Source organism: Microterricola viridarii, from assembly GCF_900104895.1.
GTDB lineage: Bacteria > Actinomycetota > Actinomycetes > Actinomycetales > Microbacteriaceae > Microterricola > Microterricola viridarii.
On sequence record NZ_LT629742.1, the window covers coordinates 2,253,038 to 2,278,403 of the forward strand.

A 25,366-nucleotide genomic window follows, 5' to 3' on the forward strand; every position below is an offset into this window, starting at 1 on the left:
ACTACGGGCAAATCCCGTTGTGCGGTAGCCCAGACCGGCGTTTCAGACTGGTCATTCCCAACGGGGCCGCGCGCCGCTATGTTGTAGGCACTGGAGCGTTGCAACGCCCTTACTTGGCCGCGCAGCGACGAACAAGAAAGGTCAACGTGGACAATCTCGGAGTTCTCTTCCTGTCGGAGCTCGTCGGCACAGCCATGCTTGTACTGCTCGGCTGTGGCGTCGTGGCTAACGTCGCACTGGCCAAGAACAAGGGTCTCGGCGGCGGCTTCCTGATGGTGAACATCGGCTGGGGCCTCGCGGTCTTCGCCGGTGTCATCGTCTCCTACGCCTCTGGCGCACACATCAACCCGGCCGTCACCCTCGGCCTCGTCGCCAACGGCGCCACAGAGTTCGGCAACGCCGCGCTCGGCACCACCGTCGCGGTCTCCGCGGTCTCGGTGCTGGCCTATATCGGAGCCCAGCTGATCGGCGCCATCCTCGGCGCCGCCATCGTCTGGCTGGCGTACAAGCAGCACTTCGACGAGGAGCCGGAGCCGGCCAACAAGCTCGGCGTCTTCTCCACCGGCCCGGCGATCCGCTCCTACGGCTGGAACCTCGTCACCGAGATCATCGGCACCTTCGTGCTGGTGTTCGTCGTGATCGGCTTCGGCCGCAACGGCGACGGCGGCGGCCTGGCCGCCCTCGGTGCCCTGCCCGTTGCCCTGCTGGTTATCGGTATCGGTGCCTCCCTCGGTGGCCCGACCGGTTACGCCATCAACCCGGCCCGTGACCTCGGACCGCGCATCGCGCACTTCCTCCTGCCGATCAAGGGAAAGGGCAGCTCCGACTGGAGCTACTCCTGGGTGCCAATCGTCGGCCCGATCATCGGCGGCATGCTCGCCGGCTGGGCCGCGCTGGTCCTCCTGCCGGTTCTCACCTAACCACCAGGGCCGACTCGGCATCGCCGAGTCGGCCCTCTCTTTTTCTCGTCATCCGTCACACCCCTCTCCCGAAGGAGCAACCCCATGGCCGACTACGTTCTCGCCATCGACCAAGGCACCACCAGCTCGCGTGCCATCATCTTCGACAAGGCCGGCTCGATCGTCTCGACCGGGCAGCTCGAGCACGAGCAGATCTTCCCGCAGGCCGGCTGGGTGGAGCACAACGCCACCCAGATCTGGGACAACGTTCGCGAGGTGATCGGCCAGGCCCTCGCCAAGGCGAACCTCACCCGGCACGACATCGCCGCGATCGGCATCACCAACCAGCGCGAGACGGCTGTGGTGTGGAACAAGAACACCGGCCGCCCCGTCTACAACGCCATTGTCTGGCAGGACACCCGCACGCAGCCCATCGTCGACCGGCTCGCCGCCGACGGCGGGGTCGAGCGCTTCAAGCAGCAGGTCGGCCTGCCGCTGGCCACGTACTTCTCCGGCACCAAGATCGTCTGGATCCTGGAGAACGTGCCCGGGGCCCGCGAGGCGGCGGATGCCGGCGAGCTCATGTTCGGCACCACCGACTGCTGGGTGCTGTGGAACCTGACCGGAGGGGTCGACGGCGGCGTGCACGCCACCGACGTCACCAACGCCAGCCGCACCCTCTTCATGGACCTGGAGACGCTGCAGTGGGACGACGGCATCCTCGCCGCCTTCGACGTCCCCCGCTCGATGCTGCCCGAGATCCGCTCCTCGTCCGAGGTGTACGGCGTCGCCAGCGACAACTCGCTGCTGCGTGAGACGCCGATCGCCGGCATCCTCGGCGACCAGCAGGCGGCGACGTTCGGCCAGGCCGCCTTCGACACCGGCGAGTCCAAGAACACGTACGGCACCGGCAACTTCCTCATCTTCAACACGGGCGAGGAGATCGTGCACTCCAAGAACGGGCTGCTCACGACGCTCGGCTACAAGCTCGGCGACGCCAAGCCGCACTACGCACTGGAGGGCTCCATCGCCGTCACCGGCTCGCTGATCCAGTGGCTGCGCGACAACCTGGGCCTGTTCAGTTCGGCGGCCGAGGTCGAGGCGTTGGCGAACACGGTCGAGGACAACGGCGGGGCCTACTTCGTGCCCGCGTTCTCCGGCCTGTTCGCCCCGTACTGGCGGGCGGACGCCCGTGGCGCCCTCGTCGGCCTGACGCGCTACGTGAACAAGGGCCACATCGCGCGTGCCGCACTGGAGGCCACCGCCTTCCAGACCCGCGAGGTGCTGGACGCGGTCAACGCCGACTCCGGCGTCGACCTGACCGAGCTGAAGGTGGACGGCGGCATGATCGCCAACAACACGCTGATGCAGTTCCAGGCCGACATCCTCGGCGTGCCGGTGGTGCGCCCCGTCGTCGCCGAGACGACGGCGCTCGGCGCCGCGTACGCCGCCGGTCTCGCGGTCGGCTTCTGGAGCGGCCTGGACGAGCTGCGGGCCAACTGGCAGGAGGACAGCCGCTGGACGCCGCAGATGGACAAGGCGGAGTCGGACAGACTGCTGCGCAACTGGAAGAAGGCCGTCACGAAGACCCTGGACTGGGTCGACGACGACGTGATCTAGCGCGCAGCACCTCCCACCCGGGTCGGGGCGTCTACTCCTTGGACGCCTCGACCCACTGCGTGAGCTTGGCGGCACCCGCACCCGAGTCGATGACCTCGGCCGCGAGGGCCATCTTCGAGCTGAACCGCTCGAGGATGTTCACCTGGCTCTGTGCCGGGTCGTTCGCCAGGTCGAAGGAGACGAGGCCGGCCGCCGCATTCAGCAGCACGATGTCTCGCACCGGGCCGCGCTCCCCCTGCAGGACGCGGTGCACGACCGCCGCATTGTGCTCCGCGTCACCGCCGAGGAGGTCGCTCATCTTGGCGCGCTTGATGCCGAGGTCACGCGGGTCGATGTCGTGCTCGGTGACCAGGCCGCGCGAGACCTCCCAGACGTGGCTGTGGCCCGTCGTGGTCAGCTCGTCAAGACCGTCGTCCCCGCGGAAGACGAGCGCCGTGGCCCCCCGGGTCTGGAACACGCCGACGAACAGCGGCACCCTGTCCAACTGCGCAACGCCGACGGCGGAGGCCTCCGGCCTGGCCGGGTTGCAGAGCGGGCCCAGGTAGTTGAAGACCGTCGGGATGCCGAGTTCGGCGCGCACGGCGCCGGCGTGCCGGAACCCAGGGTGGAACGCCGCCGCATAGGCGAAGGTGATGCCGGCCTCGAGCAGGATGTCCGCGACCCGATCGGCGGAGAGCGTCAGGTCGATGCCGAGGGCTGCGAGCACGTCAGAGGAGCCGGATGCCGAGCTCGCGGCGCGGTTGCCGTGCTTGATCACGGGCACACCGCTGGCCGCGCAGACGATCGCCGACATCGTCGACACGTTCACCGTGCCGAAGCGATCGCCGCCCGTCCCGACGATGTCGAGCGCCATGGAGTCGACCGCGAGCGGCACCGCGTGGTCGAGGATCGCATCGCGGAAGCCCACGATCTCGTTGACGGTCTCGCCCTTCGCGCGGAGCGCGACCAGGAACGCGGCGAGCTGGGCCGGGGTCGACTCGCCCGTCATGACCTGGTCCATGCACCACGCCGCGTCGGCAATACTCAGGTCTTCGCCGTTCAACAATGACGTGAGGACGGATGGCCACGACTGAATCTCAAGCATGTGCCAATCCTAAGAGCACAATGATTCACTGCGAATACACGGCTACTCACCGCGTATTCTCAGCGTTCTGGGGTTGAAACTAAGGCTGCCCTAACCAAAGAAATAGGTGACAGACCGCGTTGAATGGGAAAACCCTGCGAGTATTTCGGCCATAATGGAGGAGTGACGAGCACTTCAATTACTCAGCCGGCAAGCGCCCCTGCCATTAACCGGCCCAATACCGTGGCGGTGGGTACCATCGTCTGGCTGGGCAGCGAAGTCATGTTCTTCGCCGGCCTCTTTGCCATTTACTTCACCTTGCGCTCTACGAGCCCTGAGCTGTGGGAGTTCGAGACTAACCGTCTGAACTTCCCATTCGCACTGGGGAACACGCTGATCCTGGTCGCGTCTTCCTTCACGTGCCAGTTCGGCGTGTTCGCAGCAGAGCGGATGCAAGCGAGATCCACAGGATGGAAGCCCACGCAGTGGGGCGCCGCCGAGTGGTTCTTCCTCACCTACGCGATGGGCGCGATCTTCGTCGCGGGCCAGATCTTCGAGTACGCGACGTTGGTCTCCGAGGGCATCTCGCTCTCCTCCAACGCGTACGGATCTGCCTTCTACCTGACAACGGGCTTCCACGGCATCCACGTGACCGCCGGCCTGTTCGCCTTCCTGTTTGTGATCGGCCGCATCTTCTCGGTTCAGAAACGCAATTTCGGTCACCGCGAGGCCACCAGCGCCATCGTGGTCTCTTACTACTGGCACTTCGTTGACGTCGTCTGGATCGGGCTCTTCCTGGTCATCTACGTTCTCAAATAGGAATACAGGAGCGGATTACTTCTCATGACCGAGAGCACAAAGCCCAAGGTTCGCGCAGCGCGCAAGACGGGGCGCCGGCACCCGCTGGCCACCGTCGCGCTGCTGGCGATCGGCTTGGTATTCACCGGCGGTGCCTACACCGCCTTCAGCGCGAGCACCGCGTCGGCTGACACCGACATCACCTCGCAGCAGACCATCGATGAGGGCAAGAAGCTCTTCACCGCGAACTGCGCCACCTGCCACGGGCTTGAGGCCCAGGGCACCGGTGACGGCCCCAGCCTGATCGGCGTCGGCGCCGCCGCTGTCGACTTCCAGGTCGGCACCGGACGCATGCCGATGCAGATGCACGGCCCGCAGGCCGAGGTCAAGCCGGTTCAGTTCACCGACGAGCAGATCAAGGCCCTCGCAGGCTACGTCGCTTCGCTGGCCCCCGGGCCCTCGATCCCCTCCCCCGAGCTCGTCGACGGCGGCGGCAACGCGGCCAACGGTGCCGAGCTGTTCCGCATCAACTGCGCCATGTGCCACAACGTGGCCGGCGCCGGTGGAGCGCTCACCGAGGGCAAGTACGCCCCGGCCCTCTCCGGAGTGAGCGGAACGCACATCTACGAGGCCATGGTTACCGGCCCGCAGAACATGCCCGTCTTCAACGACATGAACATCAGCCCTGAAGACAAGCGCGACATCATCACGTACCTCAAGTACATGCAGGACAACCGCTCGCCCGGTGGTTTCGAACTCGGTTCGCTCGGCCCCGTCGCAGAGGGTTTGTTTATCTGGATCTTTGGTCTCGGCACGATTGTCGCCCTGACCGTGTGGATCACGGCAAAGTCCAACTGATCTACGCACAGCAATGAAACAGCGTGAAAAGGAGAACCATGGCACAGGACGATAACGGCGGTAAGGACATCACCGCTGCCGATTCGTCGGGCCTCGCCCATGCGGAGGAATCCGCAGGCCTCGCCGTTATCGCGCGCGACGCCCTGACCGACCCGGGACTGCCGCCGCACCACGAGCGCGTCACGGACATCGATCCGAAGGCAGAGAAGCGCGCAGAGCGCACCGTCTACACCCTCTTCTACTTGTCGATCGTCGGCAGCATCTGGGCGGTCGCCGCCTACATGCTGTTCCCGATGGAGTCGCACAACGTCGGAGACGTTCGACTGAACAACATGTTCATCGGACTCGGCATCACCCTCGGGCTCCTGGCGCTCGGCATCGGTGCCGTGCACTGGGGCAAGGCCCTCATGTACGCCCACGAGGGCATTGACGTGCGCCACCCCACCCGGGGAACCGAGGAGACTCGGGCTCGCGCCGTCGAGATCTTCCAGGAGGCCAACGAGGAGTCCGGCTTCGGCCGGCGCACCCTGATCCGCAACACGCTGATCGGCGCCCTCGTCGCCTTCCCGCTCCCCGCCGTCGTGCTGTTCCGCGGTCTCGCACCGCAGGACCAGAACCCGGTCGAGCTGCTTTCGCACACCATGTGGGCCAAGGGAACTCGCCTGGCTCTGGACCCGAGCGGCGCCCCGATCAAGGCATCCGACGTCACCCTCGGAAGTGCCTTCCACGTCATCCCCGAGGGCCTCACGGACCTCGGCCACGGCGATGGCTACCTGGAGGAGAAGGCCAAGGCCGTCGTCCTGCTGATGCGCCTCAAGCCGGAAGACCTGCACGAGCTGCCGGAGCGCAAGGACTGGTCGTACGACGGAATCGTCGCCTACTCCAAGATTTGTACCCACGTCGGCTGCCCCGTCGCACTGTACGAGCAGCAGACGCACCACCTGCTCTGCCCCTGCCACCAGTCGCAGTTCGACGTAGCCAACCACTGTGAGGTCATCTTCGGACCGGCCGCACGCGCGCTGCCGCAGCTGCCGATTGCTGTGGACGACGAGGGCTACCTCATCGCGCAGAGCGACTTCACTGAACCCGTCGGCCCGAGCTTCTGGGAGCGTCATTGAGCACCGCAACTACCACGAGCGCCCCGAACTCCACGGAGTCGGCGGCGAAGAAGCCCGGTGGTTTCACGGCCGCCGCAGCCAACTACATTGACGAGCGCACCAGCGTCTCCGGTGCCGTCAAGGAGTTCGGTCGCAAGATCTTCCCCGACCACTGGTCGTTCCTGCTCGGTGAGGTCGCGCTCTTCGCGTTCGTCGTCATCCTGCTCTCCGGATCGTTCCTGACGTTCTTCTTCCAGGCCTCCATGGTCGAGGTGCACTACGACGGCTCCTACGTGCCGCTCAAGGGTGTCCCGATGTCCGTGGCGATGTCCTCGACGCTGGACATCTCCTTCGACATCCGCGGTGGCCTCCTGATGCGTCAGATCCACCACTGGGCTGCGCTGCTGTTCGTGGCAGCCATCGGGCTGCACATGCTGCGCATCTTCTTCACGGGTGCGTTCCGCAAGCCGCGCGAGCTCAACTGGGTCATCGGCTTCGTGCTGTTCATCCTGGCCATGGCAGAGGGCTTCACCGGCTACTCGCTTCCGGATGACCTGCTCTCGGGCAACGGCCTCCGCATCATCGACGGAATCATCAAGGGCATCCCGCTCGTCGGAACCTGGATCTCGTTCCTGCTGTTCGGTGGAGAGTTCCCCGGCGACCAGATCGTCGGCCGCCTCTACACCCTGCACATCCTGTTGCTGCCCGCGATCGTCGTCCTCTTCATCGCGCTGCACCTGGTGTTCGTCGTCGTGCACAAGCACACGCAGTACCCCGGTGCGGGCAAGAACGAGCAGACCGTCGTCGGCTACCCGGTCATGCCGGTCTACGCCGCGAAGGCCGGTGGATTCTTCTTCATCGTCTTCGGCATCATCGCGCTGATCGCCTCGCTGTTCACGATCAACCCGGTCTGGAACTACGGCCCGTACGACCCCTCCCCGGTGTCGGCCGGTACGCAGCCCGACTGGTACATCGGATTTGCCGATGGGGCCCTGCGCCTCGTTCCGCCGGGCTGGGAGTTCGTGCTGTTCGACCGCACCTGGTCGTTCAACATCCTCGCCCCGCTGATCATCATCGGTGTCTTCATCGTGCTGGTCCTGATCTACCCGTTCATCGAGGCCTGGATCACCGGAGACAAGCGCGAGCACCACGTGCTCGACCGCCCGCGCAACGCCCCGACCCGCACCGCCATCGGTGCAGCCGGTGTCACGTTCTACGCGGCAATGTGGGCAGCAGCCAGCTCCGACCTCATCGCGACGCACTTCAAGCTGACGATGGAAGGCGTGATCCACGCCCTCCAGGCGATGCTGATCCTCGGCCCGATCGTTGCGTACTTCATCACGAAGCGCATCTGCATCGCGCTGCAGAAGAAGGACCGCGAGATCGTGCTGCACGGCTTCGAGTCCGGTCGCATCGTCAAACTGCCCGGCGGCGAGTTCATCGAGGTGCACGAGCCCCTCGACGAGTACGAGCGCTGGCGCCTGGTCGACTACAAGGACTACAAGCCGCTGATGATCCGCCCGAACGCCAAGGGCAAGATCACCGTGGGCCAGCGCCTGCGGGCCTCGCTCTCGCGCTGGTTCTTCGAAGACCGCATCGCTCCCGTCACCAAGACGGAGATCGAGCAGTCGCACGGAGACCACCACTAAGTAGGCGTCACCGTGAGAGGGGCGTTGGAGACGTGAAAACGTCCCCAACGCCCCTCTCTCATTTCCCCACGCCGATGCCGCGCCCCGGAAGGACCCGTCATGACTCTGCACACGCTCGCCGAGTGGCTGCGCTGCCCACAGTGTGCCGAGCCGCTCCAGGCCCGTGAGCCGCTCGCCCTGGCCTGCCCGGCCGGCCACAGCTTCGACGTGAACAAGCGCGGCTTCGTGAACCTCGTTCCCGGCGGCAGCCGGATGATCGGCGACTCCCCCGCCATGCTGGACGCCCGAGCGTCCTTCCTGGGCGCCGGGCATTTCGGCCCGGTGCGTGCGGCGCTCGTCGCGGCGGCGGGGGCAGGCGCAGCGCCACGGCGCATCGTGGACGCCGGCTGTGGCACCGGCTACTACCTGGACGGCCTTCTCACACCCGGTACGACTTCTTCCGCGCTGGCCATGGACATCTCGCCGCATGCCGTCGCACGCGCGGTGCGCGGTGGGCGCGCGCTGCTCGAGGGGTCGGACGGCGCCGTCGACGGACTCGTTGCCGACATCTGGCGCCCGCTCCCGCTGCGCGATGCGAGCGCAGATCTGTTGTTCACCGTCTTCGCCCCGCGCAACCTGCCCGAGTTCCACCGGGCGTTGGCCCCGAGCGGTCGGCTGGTCGTCGTCGTTCCCACCGCCCGGCACATCAGGCAACTCCGAGAGGCGGGCCAGGCCCTCGACATCCCGGCCGAGAAGGCCGAGCGGCTACAGGCCGAGGCCGCTCCGCTCTTCACCGCTGTCGGCCGGGCCGCCGTTGAGTACGACATCGTGGTCTCTCCGGCCGACGCGGCGCGGCTTGTCGGCATGGGACCGTCGGCTCATCACTCCGGCGCCGAGGCGGATGCCGGCGCAGACGCGGCCGACATGACGGTCACCGTGAGCGTCGACGTGCTGAGCTTCGTTCCCCGCTAGGCCACTCCCCCTGCGCCGGGGCACCCGAGTGGGCGCCTGCCGGCTCCCCCGCCGTTCCGCGCCCCGCGTCACGGAGCGCAGCACTGCTGGCTGAGCTACGCGCCTGGTCGCGAACGCGGCGGCCCGTCGACGCCTGCCGCCGCGCTGTGGTGGGTGGCGCCGTTGCCACGTTCTGCGACCTGTGCTGCATGGAGAAGCTCCGCTGATCGGCAGCCGCTCGTCGATGGCGGCAGCCGGCCCGTTAACAGAGCGAAGGCCCCATCGTGATTCGTCACGATGGGGCCTTCCCTGTGGTGCGTGTGGCCTAGCGGGCGAAGAGTCCGCGGTAGTACTCGTAGACCCAGCCGACGAGGCTGATGACCAGGATTCCGACGGCGATGAACGACATCCAGAATCCGGCGGCCAGGCCGAGCATGAACAGCGTCAGCGAGGCGGCGACCATGATCGGCCACCAGCTCCACGGGCTGAAGAAGCCGAGCTCGGCGTCTCCATCGTCGATGTTCGAGTCGAGGCGGTCCTCGGGCAGCTCGCCGCCCTGGGCCGCGTAGACGCGGTCAAGGTAGAAGGCGACGAAGCCGGTGAGAACACCACAGAGGGCGATCGCGATGGTGCCGACCCACTCGAGGTGGCCGTAGTCGATGGCCGTCCAGACGCCGTAGAGCACGGCGACGAGTGCGAAGAAGACCGTCAAGATCCAGAGCATTACGGAATTGACGCGCATTACTTGATCCTCTCCGAAGCGGCGTCGAAGGTGGGCGCATCGGGTGCGTCCTTAGCCGGGCCGATGCCAATCGGGAGGGCTGCCTCGGGGTGGTTCAGGTCGAAGGCGGGGCGCTCGGAGCGGATCCGCGGGATCGACGTGAAGTTGTGGCGCGGCGGCGGGCACGAGGTGGCCCACTCCAGCGATCCGCCGTAACCCCAGGGGTCGTTGACGGTGACCTTCGGAGCGTTGCGCGCGGTGACGTACACGTTCAGGAAGAACGGGATCATCGACGCGGCCAGCACCATCGAGCCAATGGTGGAGAGCTCGTTCATCCAGGTGAAGCCATCGCTCGGCAGGTAGCTGGCGTAGCGACGGGGCATGCCCACGACGCCGAGCCAGTGCTGCACGAGGAAGGTCGTGTGGAAGCCGAGGAACAGCAGCCAGAAGTGCCACTTGCCGAGACGCTCGTTGAGCATCTTTCCGGTCCACTTGGGCCACCAGAAGTAGAAGCCACTGAACATGGCGAACACGACGGTGCCGAAGACGACGTAGTGGAAGTGGGCGACGACGAAGTAGGTGTCGGAGACGTGGAAGTCCAGCGGCGGCGAGGCCAGGATGACACCGGTGAGGCCACCGAAGGTGAAGGTCACGAGGAAGCCGATAGCCCAGAGCATGGGGGTCTCGAACGTCAACGACCCTCGCCACATGGTACCGATCCAGTTGAAGATCTTCACACCCGTCGGCACGGCGATGAGCATTGTCATCAGCGAGAAGAAGGGCAGAAGCACGGAGCCGGTGACGTACATGTGGTGGGCCCACACGGTGACGGAGAGGGCGGCGATCGCGATCGTCGCGTACACCAGCGTCTTGTATCCGAAGATCGGCTTGCGGCTGAACACCGGGAAGACCTCGGAGACGATGCCGAAGAACGGCAGCGCGATGATGTACACCTCGGGGTGGCCGAAGAACCAGAACAGGTGCTGCCAGAGGATGACGCCGCCGTTGGCCGGGTCGTAGATGTGCATCTCGAAGACGCGGTCGCCCGCTGCGGCCAGCATGGCGGCGGCGAGAACCGGGAACGCCATCAGGACGAGGATCGAGGTGACCAGCGTGTTCCAGGTGAAGATCGGCATGCGGAACATGGTCATGCCCGGCGCGCGCATCGTGATGATCGTGGTGATGAAGTTCACCGCACCGAGGATGGTTCCGAAACCGCTGAGTCCGAGGCCGAGCATCCAGAGGTTGCCGCCGAGACCCGGCGAGAACGTCGTGGACGCCAGCGGCTGGTAGGCGAACCAGCCGAAGGATGCCGCACCCTGCGGGGTGAGGAAGCCGGCGACGGCCATCAGGCTACCGAAGCTGAACAGCCAGTAGGCGAACGCGTTCAGTCGCGGGAACGCGACGTCGGGTGCGCCGATCTGCAGCGGCATGAGCACGTTGGCGAAACCGGCGAACAGCGGCGTCGCGAACATGAGCAGCATGATCGTGCCGTGCATGGTGAACAGCTGGTTGTACTGCTCCTTGGTGGCCACGATCTCGAGGCCCGGAGCGAACAACTGCGCGCGGATGATGAGGGCCATCACGCCGCCGATGCAGAAGTAGATGAACGAGGTGATCAGGTACATGTACCCGATGACCTTGTGGTCAGTGGAGGTGATCCACTTGACCATGATGTTGCCCTTGTGCTCGACCTTCGAGGCGCCGAGCGGCGCCGCGGTCGGAGCGGGTGCTGTGGTGGTGCTCATGGCCTAGTGTTCCTCCTTGAGCTCGGGCGCCCCGGTACCCGGCAGGTTCTGGTTGCGATCGAATTCGAAGCCAAGCTGGCCTTCCTGACCGGCGTCGCGGAGCGACTGGATGTAGTCGTCGTACTCGGCCTGGGAAACGACCTCGACGTTGAATAGCATGAGCGAGTGGTACTCGCCGCAGAGCTCGGCACACTTGCCCTTGTAGGTGCCCTCCTTGGTGGGGGTCACGTACATGTAGTTCGACTTGCCGGGGAACATGTCCTTCTTGTACAAGAAGTCGATGACCCAGAACGAGTGGATGACGTCGCGGCTGTCGAGACGGATCTCGATCTCCTTGTCGACGGGCAGCACGAGCGTCGGGAGTCCGGCCTCGTCGATGGCGCCGGGCTCGCCGCCGTCGGCGGGCTGTGCCTGGATGCCGGGCGAGTAGACGTCCTCGTCGGTGTAGTTGAAGTCCCACGCCCACTGCTTGGCCATGACCTGGACCTTGACATCGGGATCCGCGTACGGCGTCTCGATGGCGGCCTGGTCACGTGCGGTGAAGGCGAAGAAGCCGAGCACGAGAATCAGGGGCACGATCGTGTAGAAGATTTCGATCGGCATGTTGTAGCGCAGCTGAACGGGAAGGCCAGTCTGGCCCTTCCGGCGGCGGTAGACGATGACGGCCCAGATGATGAGCCCCCATGTGATGAGGCCCACAATGAGCAGGACGATCCAGGATGTGGTCCAGAGACCAGACACCATTGAGGTGTTCGACGTGACAGGGTTTTCACCCTCCACGAATCCGGGGAGGAAGCCATTGAGCTGTGCCTGGGTACACCCGGCAAGAACTACGGCTAACGTCGCTGCGATTGGAATTGCAGCCCATCGGAGTCGGCGATTGTTGCGCACCGGTGACCTTTCGGGAGACTCGAAGACACTTCACAGGGAAGTGCCATTGACCGTTTCTACCCTACTCCGGTCTGGGGCCGACATTGTGCATTTACACGGCGATGGCCCGGTCTTTTCACAAGAATCCGGGGTAGATCCCGCTTAAAACGCCTTGGGAGGGCATCCGCGTGGATGCCCTCCCAAGGAAGATGCGTTAGGACGCGCGTCGAGGCGCGGCCCGTGCCGACTAGTGGAACGAGTCGCCGCAGGCGCAGCTGTCGCCGGCGTTGGGGTTGTCGATGGTGAAACCCTGCTTCTGGATGGTGTCCTCGAAGTCGATGGCGGCCCCGTCCAGGTAGGGCACGCTCATCTTGTCGACGATGACCTCGACGCCGTCGTAGTCGACGACCGCGTCGCCGTCGAGCATCCGCTCGTCGAAGTAGAGCTGGTAGATCAGGCCGGAGCAGCCGCCGGGCTGCACGGCAACGCGCAGGCGCAGGTCGTCGCGACCCTCCTGGCTGAGCAGGCTCTTCACCTTGGCGGCCGCCGCCTCGGAGAGGCCGACCTTGTGCTCGGCTGTCGGTGTGCTTGTGTCGGTCATGCTGCTCCCTGTTTCTGAGACCCAATGGGCATCTGAGACCTGTTGGTCGTGAAATCTACTGAGATTCTACCTGCGTCAACCCGGAACGGGCTGTGCTCATTCCCGGGCGTTCAGACGGGCCAGGAGCAGCGCCTCGCTGAGCACGGCCCGCTTGAAGACGCCGAGGTGGAGGGACTCGTTCGGGCTGTGCGCCCGCGAGTCGGGGTCCTCGACGCCGGTGACCAGGATCTCGGCCTGCGGGAACTCGCGCACGAGGTCGGAGATGAACGGGATGGACCCGCCGATGCCGGTGTCGACGGGGTCGACGCCCCAGGCGTCCGCCATGGCCTGCTTGGCCTCGCGGACGGCCCAGCCGCTGGTGTCAACGAGGAAGGCCTCCCCCATGTCCACCTCGCTGATGGTGAGCTCGGCCCCCCACGGCGCGTGCGCGCGCAGGTGCGCCTCGAGGGCGGCGAAGGCCTCGGCTGCCGGCTGGCCCGGCGCCACACGGGAGCTGATCCGGACGCTGATCGCCGGGGCGAGCGTGTTGGAGGCGTTGGCGACGCTCGGTGCGTCGATGCCGGTGACCGTCACCGTCGGCTGCGCCCAGATCCGGCTGAGGATGCTGCCCCGGCCGATCGGCGAGACGCCCGGCAGCAGGCCGGTCTCGGCGCGCAGGTGCTCCTCCGAGTAGGCCGGCGTCTCGGTGTCGTGGCTGCTCAGGCCCTCGACCGCGACGGAGCCGTCGGCGTCGTGCATGGTGGCCAGCAGCCGGATCGTGGCGAGCATGGCATCCGGCACCGCGCCGCCGAACATGCCGGAGTGGGAGGCGTGCTCGAGGGTGCGCACCGTGAGCTTGAACGTGACGTTGCCGCGGAGGGCGACGGTGAGGGCGGGCGTGTTCACGTCCCAGTTGCTCGAGTCGGCGACGACGATGGCGTCGGCCTGCAGGGCGTCGCGGTTGTCGATGAGGAAGTTGGCGAAGGAGCGGGAGCCGAACTCCTCCTCCCCCTCGATGAACAGGGCGATGCCGAGGTCGAAGTCCTCCCCGACGGCCTCGACCAGGGCGCGGACGGAGGCGACGTGCGCCATCACGCCGGCCTTGTCGTCGGCGGCGCCGCGGCCGTAGAGCCGGTCGCCGCGGACGACGGGCTGGTAGGGCTCGGAGTCCCAGTCGGCGTCGTCGCCGGGGGGCTGCACGTCGTGGTGCGCGTAGAGCAGCACGGTGGGGCGGCCGTTCCGGGCGGCGCGGGTGGCGAGCACGGCGGGCTGGCCGAGCTGGCCGGCGTCCTCGCCGTCGGCGATGGCCGACCGCTTGATCTCGACGGTCTCGAAGACGCCGAGCTCGCGCACGAGCGCCGCGACGGCCTCGGCACTGGCCTGCACCTGGGCGGGGTCGAAGGCCGACCAGGCCACGGAGGGGATCCGGACGAGGCTGGAGAGCTCGGCGATGGTGCGGGGAAGGTCGAGTTCGACGCTCTCGCGCACCGCCTCCTCAATCTGTGCCTGGCTGTGAGTGTTGGGGGGCGTCTGCGTGGTCTCGCTCATGCCGCTAATCTTAAGGGAACTGACTTCAAGGACTTGATGTGGCAAAGAACCAGGCCGGCAACGGCAGCGACCCTGTAACAAGCGACGTTCCCGCCGAGGAAGCCGCTCCCACCGTTGGCAAGGGCGCGCCAACCCCCACCCGCAAGCAGCAGGAGGCGGCCAACCAGCGCCCCCTCGTGGTCGGCGACCGCAAGGAGGCGGCCAAGGCCGCCCGTGCCAAGCAGGCCGAGGCGCGAGAGCGCGCCCGCATCGGCATGGCCAACGGCGAGGAGAAGTACCTCCCGATGCGCGACCGCGGCGTGCAGAAGCGCTACGTGCGCGACTACGTCGACGCCCGTTTCAGCATCGGCGAGTTCATGATCCCGGTCATGTTCCTCGTGATCATCCTCACCTTCATCCCCAGCCCCGAGGTGCAGACCTACGGCATCCTCGCGCTCTGGGCGTTCTTCATCGTCGCCGTCGTCGACAGCGTCATCCTGGGCTTCACGCTCACCCGCAAGCTCGCGGCCAAGTTCGGCAAGGACAAGGTCGAGAAGGTGCGCTGGTACGCGGCCATGCGCGCCCTGCAGCTGCGCGCGATGCGACTGCCGAAGGCGCAGGTCAAGCGCTTCCAGTTCCCCGAGTAGGGAATCTGTACGAGAAGGAGGCGGTCGCTCTGCGCGACCGCCTCCTTTTCGTGCTCTAGCGGGAGAACGCGCCCAGCCGCACCAAGGGGATGCGCATCTCCTCGTCACTCAGCGAGCCGTGCTGGCCGATCATGCTGCGGCCGGAGCGGGTGATGTCGCGCGAGTCGTAGTAGGCGACGAGCTTGCGGGCGGCCACCAGCACATCGCCGATGCGCGGCTCGGCACGCGGGTCGACGTCGCCGAACAGGCCGTCGGCGATGGCCTCCGCGCGGGTGGAGACCCAGACGCGGTCGCCCTCGACGCGGCGCCAGCTCTCGGCGAGCTCGTCGGCCGCGGATGCCGGCAGGCCCGGCTCCAGGTACAGCTGCAGGCAGCGCGGCTCGCCGCCGACGTGCCGCACGCCCGCGATGAGCTCCGGCACGGTGTCGTAGAGCACGTGCTTGTCGAGGGGCACGTCCACAATGCCGTGGTCGGCCGTCAGCAGCACGCCGACGCCCTTGCGGAGGCCGCCGGCGAAGCGGGCCAGCGCCGAGTCGAGCTTCTCCAACTCCCCCAGCCACTTGTCCGACTCCCAGCCCTTGGCGTGCGCCGCCATGTCCAGCTCGGCCACGTAGAGGTAGACGATGGCGCGCTCTGTGCTGTCGATGACGCGCTGGGCCGCGGCGAAGCGCTCCTCCAGCGTGTCGGCGCTGACATAGCTCGCCCCGCGCAGCACGGCGTGGGTGAGCCCGGAGTCGGCGTACCGGGCGGTGCCGATCGCGAACGCCGGCACCCCGGCATCCTGCGCCTGCTCGAACACGGTGCGGCGCAGCTGCCAGCTCTCCGGGCGCATCTGGGCGTCCCAGCCCTTCAGCTGGTTGACCAGCCTGTCGTTCTCGGCATCGAGCACGCTGTAGCCGACCATGCCATGCTCCCCCGGCGCGCTCGCGGTGGTCAGCGTCGCGATGGCGGACGCCGTGGTCGCCGGGAACACGCCCTCGATGACGTCGCTCTTGGCCATCCGGGAGGCGAGGAACCGGGCGTGGCCGGAGCGGCTGCGGAGCGCGGAGGCGCCGAGGCCGTCCACGAGCAGCACGATGGCGTGGCTGCTCGCCGGCAGGCTCAGCACATTCGGCTCGGCGCGCACACTCTGCAGGCAACTTCGGAGAACATCGGCAAGGCGGGGGCCGCGAGAAATGCGGGCGGGTAGCATGGGCATCGCGCCCAGTCTGGCATAAGCACACCCGACACGCTCAGGCGGCGCATTGCCCCGAATTCAGGTGCGGCCCGCCGCCCGGCACGACGAGAAACAACGGATGACCCGCAACAGTTCGAACACCACAGGCACTGGTTCCGACTTCACCGAGCGCATCGAGGACGTCGACGTCGCCACCGAGATGCAGGGCTCCTTCCTCGAGTACGCCTACTCGGTGATCTACTCGCGCGCCCTGCCCGACGCCCGCGACGGCCTGAAGCCCGTGCAGCGCCGCATCCTGTACCAGATGGCCGAGATGGGCCTGCGCCCGGACAAGGGCCACGTCAAGTCGGCCCGCGTCGTCGGCGAGGTGATGGGCAAGCTGCACCCGCACGGCGACACCGCCATCTACGACGCCCTGGTGCGCATGGCGCAGGCGTTCACCCTGCGCGTGCCGCTGGTGGACGGGCACGGCAACTTCGGCTCGCTGGATGACGGGCCAGCCGCGCCGCGCTACACCGAGGCCCGCCTGGCCGCCCCCGCGCTGGCCATGACGGAGGGCCTGGACGAGGACGTCGTCGACTTCGTCCCCAACTACGACAACCAGTTCATGCAGCCGGACGTGCTGCCGGCCGCCTACCCGAACCTGCTCGTCAACGGCGCGAGCGGCATCGCCGTCGGCATGGCCACGAACATGGCCCCGCACAACCTGATCGAGGTCATCGGCGCCGCCCGGCACCTGCTCGCCCACCCGAATGCCACGCTCGACGAGCTGATGGAGTTCGTGCCGGGCCCCGACCTGCCCACCGGCGGCACCATCGTCGGCCTGGCCGGCATCAAGGACGCCTACGCGACCGGCCGCGGCAGCTTCAAGACCCGCGCCCGGGTGAGCGTGGAGGCGATCACCGCCCGCAAGACCGGGCTCGTCGTGACCGAGCTGCCCTACCTCGTCGGCCCGGAGAAGGTCATCGAGAAGATCAAGGACGGCGTCAACTCCAAGAAGATCAGCGGCATCTCCGATGTCACCGACCTCACCGACCGCACCAACGGCCTGCGGCTGGTCATCGGCATCAAGACCGGCTTCAGCCCGGATGCCGTGCTGGAGCAGCTCTACCGGCTGACCCCGCTCGAGGACTCCTTCAACATCAACGCCGTCGCCCTCGTCGACGGCGGCCCGCAGACGCTCGGCCTGCGCGAGCTCCTGCTGGTCTACGTGGACCACCGCATCAAGGTCGTCACGCGCCGCTCCGAGTACCGCCTCGCCCGCCGCCGCGAGCGGCTGCACCTGGTCGAGGGCCTGCTCGTGGCGATCCTCGACATCGACGAGGTCATCCAGGTCATCCGGGGCAGCGACGACACCGCGCAGGCCCGCACCCGCCTGATGGACGTGTTCGAGCTCAGCCTGATCCAGACCGACTACATCCTCGAGCTGCAACTGCGCCGGCTCACCAAGTTCTCCCGGATCGAGCTGGAGGCCGAGGCCGACAAGCTCCGCGCCGAGATCGACGAGCTCGTCGCCCTGCTCGGCAGCAAGGCCGCCATCAAGGCGCTCGTCTCGCATGAACTGGCCGAGGTCGCGGAGCGCTTCGGCACCCCCCGGCGCACCCTGCTCACCGACGCCCGGCCGAGCATCGCCGGCGCGGCTGCCAAGCGCGCAGCCGCGATCCTCGAGGTCGCCGACGTGCCCTGCCGGGTGTTCCTCAGCACCACCGGCCGGATCGCGCGCGTCGACCTGCCCGTCGGCGAGGAGGGCCAGGCGAGCCTCACTCCCCCCGCCCGGCGCAGCAAGCACGACGCGATCCGCAGCTCCATCGACACGACGAGCCGCGCCGAGATCGGCGCCGTCACGAGCCTCGGCCGCGTCATCCGCTTCACACCCGTCGACCTGCCGATGCTGCCCCCGACCTCGGTGCAGCTGGCGGCCGGCGTGAAGATCGCCGACTACCTCTCTCTGCCGAACAAGGCGGAGAAGGTGCTGGCGCTCGTCTTGCTGGAGTCCGACCGCTCGATCGCGCTCGGCACCAAGCAGGGCATCGTCAAGCGGGTCGCCGTCGGCGCCTACCCGAACAAGCCGGACTTCGAGGTCATCGGGCTGAAGCCCAAGGACGAGGTCGTCGGCGCCGTGCAGGGCGGTGAGGACGACGAACTCGTCTTCATCACCTCCGACGCGCAGCTATTGCGCTTCGCCGCCTCCTCCGTGCGCCCGCAAGGCTGCCCGGCCGGCGGCATGGCCGGCATCAACCTGGGCGCGGGAGCGCACGTCATCGCCTTCACCAGCGTCGACGCGGATGCCGCGGCCGAGGCCATCGTCGTCACCGTCGCCGCCGGCAGCGAGACCCTGCTCGGCATCGACCCCGGCAGCGCGAAGGTCAGCGACTTCTCGGAGTTCCCGGCGAAGGGGCGCGCCACCGGCGGAGTGCGCGCACAGCGCTTCCTCAAGGGCGAGGACCAGCTCACGCTCGGCTGGGTGGGCACGCCGCCCGCCCTGGCGGTCGGGCCGGACGGAGCCGCGCGGCCGCTCCCGGACGGCGGCTCCAAGCGCGACGCCTCCGGCGTGGCGGTGGACTCCGTGATCGGCTCCGTCGGCCAGCAGATCGGCTAGGCGCCCGGCGCCCCGTCCGCGGCTCCGCGGTGCCGCAGCTCCGCGGTGCCGCGGCTGCCGCTGCCGCCGGGGCGCACCCTGCGCCACTTCGTCGCCCTCCGCGCCCGCTCATGTGGCCCGGAGGACGACGAAGTGGCGCAGGGCGAACGGGCCCAGGTCAGCGGCATGCTGTGTTCTCCACACTGCGCGTCGGCCGCCCCGCTCTCCACAGCGCGCGGTTGCACCCGTTGCGGACTCCCGGCGGGGAGCAGAATCCAGCCATGTCGAACCCATTTCCCACAACCCCCGACGGTCTCGTGCTCAGTCGGGATGCGGAGGCGATCGGTCTCCGCGAGACGCTGCTCACCGCTCGGAACGCGGCGCGGCTGCTTCCGCTCCGTCGAGGCGTCTACGTCTCGGCCGAGCATGCCGCCGCGCTGAGCCCGCTCGCCGGCTACCGGGCGCTGACGCTCGCCGTCGGACTCCAACGCCGCGAGCCGGTGTTCGCCGGGTTCTCGGCCGCCGTGCTGTGGGGCCTGCCGGTCGTCGGCCCGGTGCCGGGTGAGGTCTACCTGCTGGCGAGGGGCGCCTCTGGTCGGCGGCGCAACGGCGTCGTCGAGTTCGCCCGTCGTGACGCCGTGAGGGTGGACGAGCAGGACGGGCTGCTGTTGACGACGCTGCCCGACACCCTGCTTGATGTTGCGCGCACCTTTCCGCTCACCACCGCGCTCGTGATGGTTGATGCGGCCCTGCGCGTCAACCGGTTCGACGCAGTGCCGCCCCGTGTCACGCCGGAGGAACTTGTCGCCGCGTTCGAGCGCAGGCTGCCGTTCCCCGGAAGCGCCAGGGTCAGGGCAGTCTTCGACCGCGGCACGAGCCTCGCCGAGAGCCCGCTCGAAACGGTCAGCCGCGTTCAGATCGAGGGGCTCGGCTTCCCCGCACCGGTGCTGCAGCACTCGGTGCGCCTCCCCCGCAGCGGACGCACCGTCTTCTTGGACATGGCGTGGCCGGAGCACGGCGTCTGGGGCGAGGCGGACGGCGACGGCAAGTACCTCGGAAACGCCGTGAGTGCGGGTGACCGACGCTCCCCAGCGAGCATCGTGCTCGACGAGAAGAAGCGCGAGAACGCGGTGCGCGCGACGACGCGGTGGACCCCAGCGCGCTGGGACTGGCCTGAGGCGAACCGGGCGCAGCTCCTGCGGGCGATCCTGCTGGAGGCGGGCCTGCCGGTCACCCGCCGCGCGCGCCGGCTGCGCTGACTGCACTGAGTGCGCTGAGCGGGACGCGCTGCGCCACTTCGTGGGGCTGCGCGCCACCCTGTCTGGCGCGGAGGCCGACGAAGTGGCGCAGCGCGAGCGGGCGCGGGCGGGCGAGGGGCCGTCGGCACGCGCCGGGCGGCACGGGCGACGTATGCTGGATGAGCTGCGACGACGGATCCTCCTGCCGTCGAACGCATCTCGGCGCAGGCCCGCGCCAGCCGAGATTGCCAGGAGCACAGCATGATTCAGCGCACCACCGCGCGCGTGGCGGCCATCGCCGCCGCCGCCCTCGCCCTCACCCTCACCGGGTGCGCCCCGGCCACGGCGCCCGCACCGAGCGAGACGCCCCGGGCCGCGGCAGCACCGACCGCGACACCGACAGAGACCCCGGGCACCGAGCCCGCCCCGAGCACGGACAGCGCCTGGCCGGCCGGCTGGACGGAGGAGCTGCCGCACCCGACGAGCGGCACCGTGCTGTACAGCCACACCGAGCGCGCCGCGCTCTACAAGATCGGGCTGGTCTCCACCCCCGAGGCGTTCGGCGCGCTCGTCACCGAGTTCGGCGCCGCGGGCTACGCAGACGAGGCCGGGCGAGACGACGAGGGCGACGAGCACGCCGAGGTGCACAACTTCACGAAGGACGGCTGGCGCGTGATCCTCCGCGGTGTGAGCACCGGCGCCGGATTCGAGCTGCACTACCTCGCCAAGCAGGAGCGCTAGGCGGGAGCGCTAGCGCGAGCGCTGGCCGGCGCTAGACGTCGATGCGGTCGCGCGAGAGCGTCTCCGAGCTGTCCACGATGAACTCCTTGCGCGGGGCGACATCGTTGCCCATCAGCAGCTCGAAGACGCGGCCCGCGTTCTCCGCGTCGGACATGTTCATCCGGCGGAGGGTGCGGTGGCGCCGGTCCATCGTCGTCGTCGCCAGCTGGTCGGCATCCATCTCGCCCAGGCCCTTGTAACGCTGGATCGGGTCCTGGTAGCGCTTGTTCTGCTTCTTCAGCCCGGCCAGCACGCCCTGCAGTTCGGCCTCCGAGTAGGTGTAGATCGTCTCGTTCGGCTTCGAGCCGGGGTTCATCACGACGACCCGGTGCAGCGGCGGGACGGCGGCATACACCCGGCCCTCCTCGATCATCGGGCGCATGTAGCGGAAGAACAGGGTGAGCAGCAGTGTGCGGATGTGAGCGCCGTCCACGTCGGCGTCGCTCATGATGATGACCTTGCCGTAGCGGGCGGTCGACAGGTCGAAGCTCCGGCCGGACCCGGCGCCGATCACCTGGATGATGGCTGCGCACTCCGCGTTGCCCAGCATGTCGGCGACGGACGCCTTCTGCGTGTTCAGGATCTTGCCGCGGATCGGCAGCAGCGCCTGGTGCTCGCTGTCGCGGGCCACCTTGGCGGTGCCGAGAGCCGAGTCGCCCTCGACGATGAACAGCTCGCTGTTGGCGACGTCGTTGGAGCGGCAGTCGGCCAGCTTGGCAGGCAGCGAGGAGCTCTCCAGCGCGTTCTTGCGCCGCTGGGTCTCCTTGTGGGCGCGCGCTGAGATGCGCGACTTCATCTCGGCGACGACCTTCTCCAGCAGCAGCGAGGACTGCGCCTTGTCGTCGCGCTTGGTGGAGGCGAAGCGGGCGGCCATGCTCTTCGCGACGACGTTGGCGACGATGGCGCGCACAGCCGGGGTGCCCAGCACCTCCTTGGTCTGGCCCTCGAACTGCGGCTCGGGCAGGCGCACGGTGATGACGGCGGTGAGCCCGGCCATCACGTCGTCCTTCTCAAGCTTGTCGTTGCCGGCCTTCAGGCGGCGCGCGTTCAGCTCCACCTGCTGGCGCAGGAACTTGAGCAGCCCCTGGTCGAAGCCGAGCTGGTGGGTGCCGCCCTTGGGGGTGGCGATGATGTTGACGAAGCTCTTCACGACGGTGTCGTAGCCGGTGCCCCAGCGCAGGGCGATGTCGACCTCGCAGTCGCGCTGCAGCTCGGTCGGCAGCATGGCGCCGTGCTCGTTCAGCACCGGGACGGTCTCGGTGAAGTGGCCGGTTCCGTGCAGGCGCCAGACGTCGGTCAGCGGGGCGTCCGTGGCGAGGTGCTCGACGAACTCGGAGATGCCCCCCTCGAACTGGAACGAGGTGGTGTGCGGCTCCTCGCCGGTCTGGTCGAGGATGTCGATGGCGAGGCCGGGCACGAGGAATGCTGTCTGCCGGGCGCGGCCGAGCAGGTCCTCGACCTGGAAGCCTGCACCCTTGGTGAAGATCTGCCGGTCGGCCCAGTAGCGGATGCGGGTGCCGGTGACGCCCTTGGCCGTCTTGCCGACGACGCGCAGCTCGCTCTTCTTCTCGAACGGGGTGAAGGCGGCATCCGGGCTCGGGTTCTTCGGGTCGGCATCGGCGAAGACGCCGGGCTCGCCGCGGTGGAAGGACATCGCCCACGTCTTGCCGCCGCGGTCGACCTCGACGTCGAGCCGCTCGGAGAGGGCGTTCACGACGGAGGCGCCGACGCCGTGCAGGCCGCCGGACGCCGCGTAGGAGCCGCCGCCGAACTTGCCGCCGGCGTGCAGCTTGGTGAAGACGACCTCGACGCCGCTCAGCCCGGTCTTGGGCTCGACGTCGACGGGGATGCCGCGGGCCTTGTCGCGCACCTCGACGCTGCCGTCGGCGTGCAGCACGATGGCGATCTCGTTGCCGTGGCCGGCGAGGGCCTCGTCGACGGAGTTGTCGATGACCTCCCAGAGGCAGTGCATCAGCCCGCGGGAGTCGGTGGAACCGATGTACATGCCCGGGCGTTTGCGCACCGCTTCGAGGCCCTCGAGAACGGAGAGGTGGCGGGCGGAATAGTCAGAACTCACGACAGCCAAGCCTAGTAACTCTTGGCCCGTCTGCCGTGCGCGAAACACGTCTCGACGCGGCGGGATCCGGCCCAGGTCACGACTTGGGCGTCAATGCCTACGCGGTGAGCGAAATAGCACCGCGTTTGGGCATGGACGGCCCCTCCGCGTGCTTACATGGAGTGTCAGCAGATGTTGTGCAGACACCATGCATATCGGTTCGATGGAGGAGGAGCCCATGTCACAGATCACCAGCCCGAGCGGTGCGGTCGACGAGCTCGAGACCCCACACCAGCTGACGGCCCTCGACCGTTGCGACGCGTGTGGCGCACAGGCCTACATTCGCGTCGTGGTCTCGAGCGGCGAACTGCTGTTCTGCGCCCACCACGGGCGCAAGCACCAGGAGAAGCTCTCCGCGCTCGCGCACAGCTGGCACGACGAGTCCAGCCGCCTGCTCGAGGACAACGCCCGCTAAGACAGACCCAGCGCAGACAAACTCTGCGAGAGCTATTCGCTCTCAAGCCCGAGCCGCACCGCAATCTGATTGCGTGCGGCTCGTGCTATTTCATCGACGGATGCCGCGCGCTCCCCGCGCTGGTAGTCCAGCCCGGCCCGGCGGAACATGCGCCCGAGCAGCTCGTCGGCCAGGCCCGGGTTCTTCGCCAGGACCGGTCCGTGCAGGTGGGTGCCGAAGACGTCGCCCATGACGACGCCCTCCTGGCCGGAGCCGCGGCCGTTGCCGCTTCCGGAGAGCACCCGGCCGAGCGGGGACGCCTCGGCGTGGTTGTAGTCGCGGGCGTGGTTCTCGAAGCCGACCAGGCGGCCGAACTTGCTCTTGACGACGAGGTCGTCCGTCACGCGGGACTCCCGCGGCACGGCGCGGCCCGGCAGGATGCCGATGCCCTCGATCGCGCGCACGGGGCCGCCGTTGGCCCCGGCGAGCTCGATGCCGTGGCTGAGCAGCTCCCAGCCGGTGCCGACCGCGAGGATCGGGACGCCCTCCGTGCCCCAGCGGCGCAGCTCCGAGAGGAGGGTGCGCAGCTTGTCGCGGGCGGCCTCGAGCTCGTTGTCGGAGCCGGAGCCGATGACGACGGCGTCGACGTGGTCGGGCAGCTCGCTGGCGTCCTCGACCGCGACGACGCGCGCGCTCACCCCGGCCCACTCAGCCCGGCGGGCCAGGACGCGGGCGTTCTCGGCGTCGCCGTTGCTGTTCAGCAGGCTGGGGAAGAGCGTGACAATGGTGAGCTCGTCGCTCATTCGGGTGCCTCCACGGCGCTCAGCCCGAGGTGCGCGCGGGTGCGGCGCATCGAGTCGGCGGAAAAGATGACGGTCTTGACGCCGCGCGACGGCTCCGGCATCGCCAGGAACTCGTCGACGGCCTTGCCGAGGTCGCGCTCGATGCGGCCGATCTGCACGTTGTCGTAGCTGAGCTGCAGGGCCAGCTCGTCGGCCTTGGAACCGGAGACGATGTCGACGCGGCCGAGGCCGGAGGTGTCAACCGGCCAGAAGTAGCTGGGGTCGCGCACGTCGGAGCCGACCGCGAACAGGATCTGCTCGGTGTCCGGGTCGAGGTGGTCGATGTTCAGCTGGAAGCTGGCCGGGTTCTGCACCAGGACGAACTCGACCGTCGTGCCGCGCACCTGCAGCGTCTCACCGCGCCCGAAGACGGGCGGGATGGAGCCGATGGTGGAGACGGCGATGGCCGGGTCAAAGCGGGTGCCCAGCACGGCGCGGGCCGTGGCCAGCGCCGCGGCGGCGTCGACGGCGTAGTGGGTGCCGCGGGCGGGGAGGCGCACGGTGGTGACCGCTCCCCCGTCGATGGTCACCTCGGTGCTGCGCCCGGACACGGAGCGCACCAGCACACCGGCCTCTGACGGCATCCGCCTGGGCGTCATGGCGGCCAGGCCGAGCCCGCGCGGGTTCGCGTCGAGCACGTCGACGCTGACGCCGAAGCGGGGCGTGTCGACGGTGCCGCGGAGGCGGGTGACGATCTGCTCGAGGAAGGCGTCATCGGCGTTCACGACCACGGCCTGGGTGGCGCGGAGGGCGATCTTCTCCAGCATCCCCGCGACCATCTCGGAGTCGTGGAAGCGGTCGATCTGGTCGACCATGACGTTGGTGAGCAGGACCACCTTGGGCTTCAGCGCGTCGGCGATGAGGGCGCCGTGGCCCTCGTCCATCTCGAGCACGGCGATGTCGCCGGCGATCCTCCCGGTCAGGCTCGCCTCCTCCAACAGGGCCGACGTGAGGCCCTGCGAGATGTTGGCGGTCGACGGGTTCGTGAAGACCTTCTTGCCGTGGCCGCGCAGGGCGGCGACGAGCATCTTCGTCGTGGTCGACTTGCCGCTGGACCCGGTGACGATGACGAGTCCCTCCGGGAAGGAGTTCAGCGTCTCGGTCAGGAATCCGGGCGCGATCTTGTTGACGACGAGCCCGGGCACGGCCGAGCCCCCGCCGGGCTTGCGCAGGCGCGCAAGGACCCGGACGCAGCGACCAATCAGGATCGCCGGGGCATAACGGAGTCCCACCG

At 68.1% G+C, this 25,366-nt stretch carries 22 protein-coding genes; 12 read left to right on the top strand and 10 right to left on the bottom strand.

Annotated features, from left to right (window positions below):
- Window positions 1-194 precede the first annotated feature (194 nt).
- Together BLT62_RS10370 and glpK are read left to right on the top strand one after the other, a co-directional pair.
- Window positions 195-920 (top strand): MIP/aquaporin family protein, encoded by a 726-nt coding sequence (locus tag BLT62_RS10370; protein WP_231919434.1) that lies wholly within the window; start codon window positions 195-197, stop codon window positions 918-920.
- Window positions 921-1,004: 84 nt separating this feature from the next.
- Entirely contained in the window at window positions 1,005-2,519 is a 1,515-nt protein-coding gene (glpK, locus tag BLT62_RS10375) for a glycerol kinase GlpK (protein WP_083363985.1), read from the top strand.
- 31 nt (window positions 2,520-2,550) lie between these two features.
- On the opposite strand, the gene trpD is transcribed toward glpK, so the two are convergent.
- On the bottom strand, window positions 2,551-3,603 hold the full coding sequence (trpD, locus tag BLT62_RS10380) for an anthranilate phosphoribosyltransferase (protein ID WP_083363986.1): 1,053 nt from the start codon (window positions 3,601-3,603) through the stop codon (window positions 2,551-2,553).
- A 123-nt stretch (window positions 3,604-3,726) separates the two neighbouring features.
- On the opposite strand from trpD, the gene ctaE reads away from it, so the two are divergent.
- From ctaE to BLT62_RS10405, 5 genes are all read left to right on the top strand, one after another.
- On the top strand, window positions 3,727-4,401 hold the full coding sequence (gene ctaE, locus BLT62_RS10385; protein ID WP_083363987.1) for an aa3-type cytochrome oxidase subunit III: 675 nt from the start codon (window positions 3,727-3,729) through the stop codon (window positions 4,399-4,401).
- 24 nt (window positions 4,402-4,425) lie between these two features.
- Window positions 4,426-5,238 (top strand): cytochrome bc1 complex diheme cytochrome c subunit, encoded by an 813-nt coding sequence (qcrC, locus tag BLT62_RS10390; RefSeq protein ID WP_083363988.1) that lies wholly within the window; start codon window positions 4,426-4,428, stop codon window positions 5,236-5,238.
- 38 nt (window positions 5,239-5,276) lie between these two features.
- Entirely contained in the window at window positions 5,277-6,356 is a 1,080-nt protein-coding gene (gene qcrA / locus BLT62_RS10395; RefSeq protein ID WP_083363989.1) for a cytochrome bc1 complex Rieske iron-sulfur subunit, read from the top strand.
- Window positions 6,353-7,984, top strand: coding sequence for a cytochrome bc1 complex cytochrome b subunit (gene qcrB / locus BLT62_RS10400; RefSeq protein WP_083363990.1), 1,632 nt, complete (start codon window positions 6,353-6,355; stop codon window positions 7,982-7,984). The genes qcrA and qcrB overlap by 4 nt, the downstream gene beginning before the upstream one ends.
- A gap of 99 nt (window positions 7,985-8,083) precedes the next feature.
- Window positions 8,084-8,935 carry a putative RNA methyltransferase gene (locus BLT62_RS10405; protein WP_083363991.1) on the top strand — a complete coding sequence of 284 codons (852 nt, stop codon included), beginning with the start codon at window positions 8,084-8,086 and terminating at the stop codon, window positions 8,933-8,935.
- Between the two features lie 304 nt (window positions 8,936-9,239).
- On the opposite strand, the gene BLT62_RS10410 is transcribed toward BLT62_RS10405, so the two are convergent.
- From BLT62_RS10410 to BLT62_RS10430, 5 genes are all read right to left on the bottom strand, one after another.
- A complete protein-coding gene (locus tag BLT62_RS10410; protein ID WP_083363992.1) occupies window positions 9,240-9,656 on the bottom strand; it encodes a cytochrome c oxidase subunit 4 in 417 nt (138 codons plus the stop codon).
- On the bottom strand, window positions 9,656-11,383 hold the full coding sequence (ctaD, locus tag BLT62_RS10415) for an aa3-type cytochrome oxidase subunit I (RefSeq protein WP_083363993.1): 1,728 nt from the start codon (window positions 11,381-11,383) through the stop codon (window positions 9,656-9,658). The genes BLT62_RS10410 and ctaD overlap by 1 nt, the downstream gene beginning before the upstream one ends.
- Before the next feature lie 3 nt (window positions 11,384-11,386).
- Window positions 11,387-12,274 carry an aa3-type cytochrome oxidase subunit II gene (gene ctaC / locus BLT62_RS10420; RefSeq protein ID WP_083363994.1) on the bottom strand — a complete coding sequence of 296 codons (888 nt, stop codon included), beginning with the start codon at window positions 12,272-12,274 and terminating at the stop codon, window positions 11,387-11,389.
- 226 nt (window positions 12,275-12,500) lie between these two features.
- Entirely contained in the window at window positions 12,501-12,854 is a 354-nt protein-coding gene (erpA, locus tag BLT62_RS10425; protein WP_083363995.1) for an iron-sulfur cluster insertion protein ErpA, read from the bottom strand.
- A gap of 96 nt (window positions 12,855-12,950) precedes the next feature.
- The gene (locus BLT62_RS10430) at window positions 12,951-14,381 is read right to left on the bottom strand and encodes a dipeptidase (RefSeq protein WP_083363996.1); all 1,431 of its coding nucleotides are present in this window, start codon (window positions 14,379-14,381) and stop codon (window positions 12,951-12,953) included.
- 38 nt (window positions 14,382-14,419) lie between these two features.
- Between BLT62_RS10430 and BLT62_RS10435 the strand changes: the two genes are divergently transcribed.
- The gene (locus BLT62_RS10435; protein WP_083363997.1) at window positions 14,420-15,007 is read left to right on the top strand and encodes a DUF3043 domain-containing protein; all 588 of its coding nucleotides are present in this window, start codon (window positions 14,420-14,422) and stop codon (window positions 15,005-15,007) included.
- A gap of 55 nt (window positions 15,008-15,062) precedes the next feature.
- On the opposite strand, the gene BLT62_RS10440 is transcribed toward BLT62_RS10435, so the two are convergent.
- A complete protein-coding gene (locus BLT62_RS10440) occupies window positions 15,063-16,133 on the bottom strand; it encodes an alkaline phosphatase family protein (RefSeq protein WP_231919099.1) in 1,071 nt (356 codons plus the stop codon).
- A gap of 169 nt (window positions 16,134-16,302) precedes the next feature.
- Here BLT62_RS10440 and BLT62_RS10445 point away from each other — a divergent pair, with 169 nt between their 5' ends.
- The 3 genes from BLT62_RS10445 (at window position 16,303) to BLT62_RS10455 (ending at window position 20,741) form a co-directional block, all read left to right on the top strand.
- The gene (locus BLT62_RS10445; RefSeq protein ID WP_083363998.1) at window positions 16,303-18,783 is read left to right on the top strand and encodes a DNA gyrase/topoisomerase IV subunit A; all 2,481 of its coding nucleotides are present in this window, start codon (window positions 16,303-16,305) and stop codon (window positions 18,781-18,783) included.
- Between the two features lie 260 nt (window positions 18,784-19,043).
- Window positions 19,044-20,021, top strand: a complete 978-nt coding sequence (locus tag BLT62_RS10450) for a hypothetical protein (protein WP_083363999.1) — start codon at window positions 19,044-19,046, stop codon at window positions 20,019-20,021.
- A gap of 240 nt (window positions 20,022-20,261) precedes the next feature.
- Window positions 20,262-20,741: a hypothetical protein gene (locus tag BLT62_RS10455; protein ID WP_083364000.1), complete on the top strand. Its 480-nt coding sequence runs from the start codon at window positions 20,262-20,264 to the stop codon at window positions 20,739-20,741.
- 31 nt (window positions 20,742-20,772) lie between these two features.
- Here the strand turns inward: BLT62_RS10455 and BLT62_RS10460 are convergent, their stop codons facing one another.
- On the bottom strand, window positions 20,773-22,857 hold the full coding sequence (locus BLT62_RS10460; RefSeq protein ID WP_083364001.1) for a DNA gyrase/topoisomerase IV subunit B: 2,085 nt from the start codon (window positions 22,855-22,857) through the stop codon (window positions 20,773-20,775).
- Between the two features lie 217 nt (window positions 22,858-23,074).
- On the opposite strand from BLT62_RS10460, the gene BLT62_RS10465 reads away from it, so the two are divergent.
- Complete coding sequence (locus BLT62_RS10465; protein ID WP_067227241.1) at window positions 23,075-23,311, top strand: DUF7455 domain-containing protein; 237 nt, start codon at window positions 23,075-23,077, stop codon at window positions 23,309-23,311.
- 32 nt (window positions 23,312-23,343) lie between these two features.
- Here the strand turns inward: BLT62_RS10465 and BLT62_RS10470 are convergent, their stop codons facing one another.
- Together BLT62_RS10470 and BLT62_RS10475 are read right to left on the bottom strand one after the other, a co-directional pair.
- Window positions 23,344-24,093 (bottom strand): type 1 glutamine amidotransferase, encoded by a 750-nt coding sequence (locus BLT62_RS10470; protein WP_083364002.1) that lies wholly within the window; start codon window positions 24,091-24,093, stop codon window positions 23,344-23,346.
- A complete protein-coding gene (locus tag BLT62_RS10475; protein ID WP_156786309.1) occupies window positions 24,090-25,364 on the bottom strand; it encodes a MurT ligase domain-containing protein in 1,275 nt (424 codons plus the stop codon). The genes BLT62_RS10470 and BLT62_RS10475 overlap by 4 nt, the downstream gene beginning before the upstream one ends.
- Window positions 25,365-25,366 lie beyond the last annotated feature (2 nt).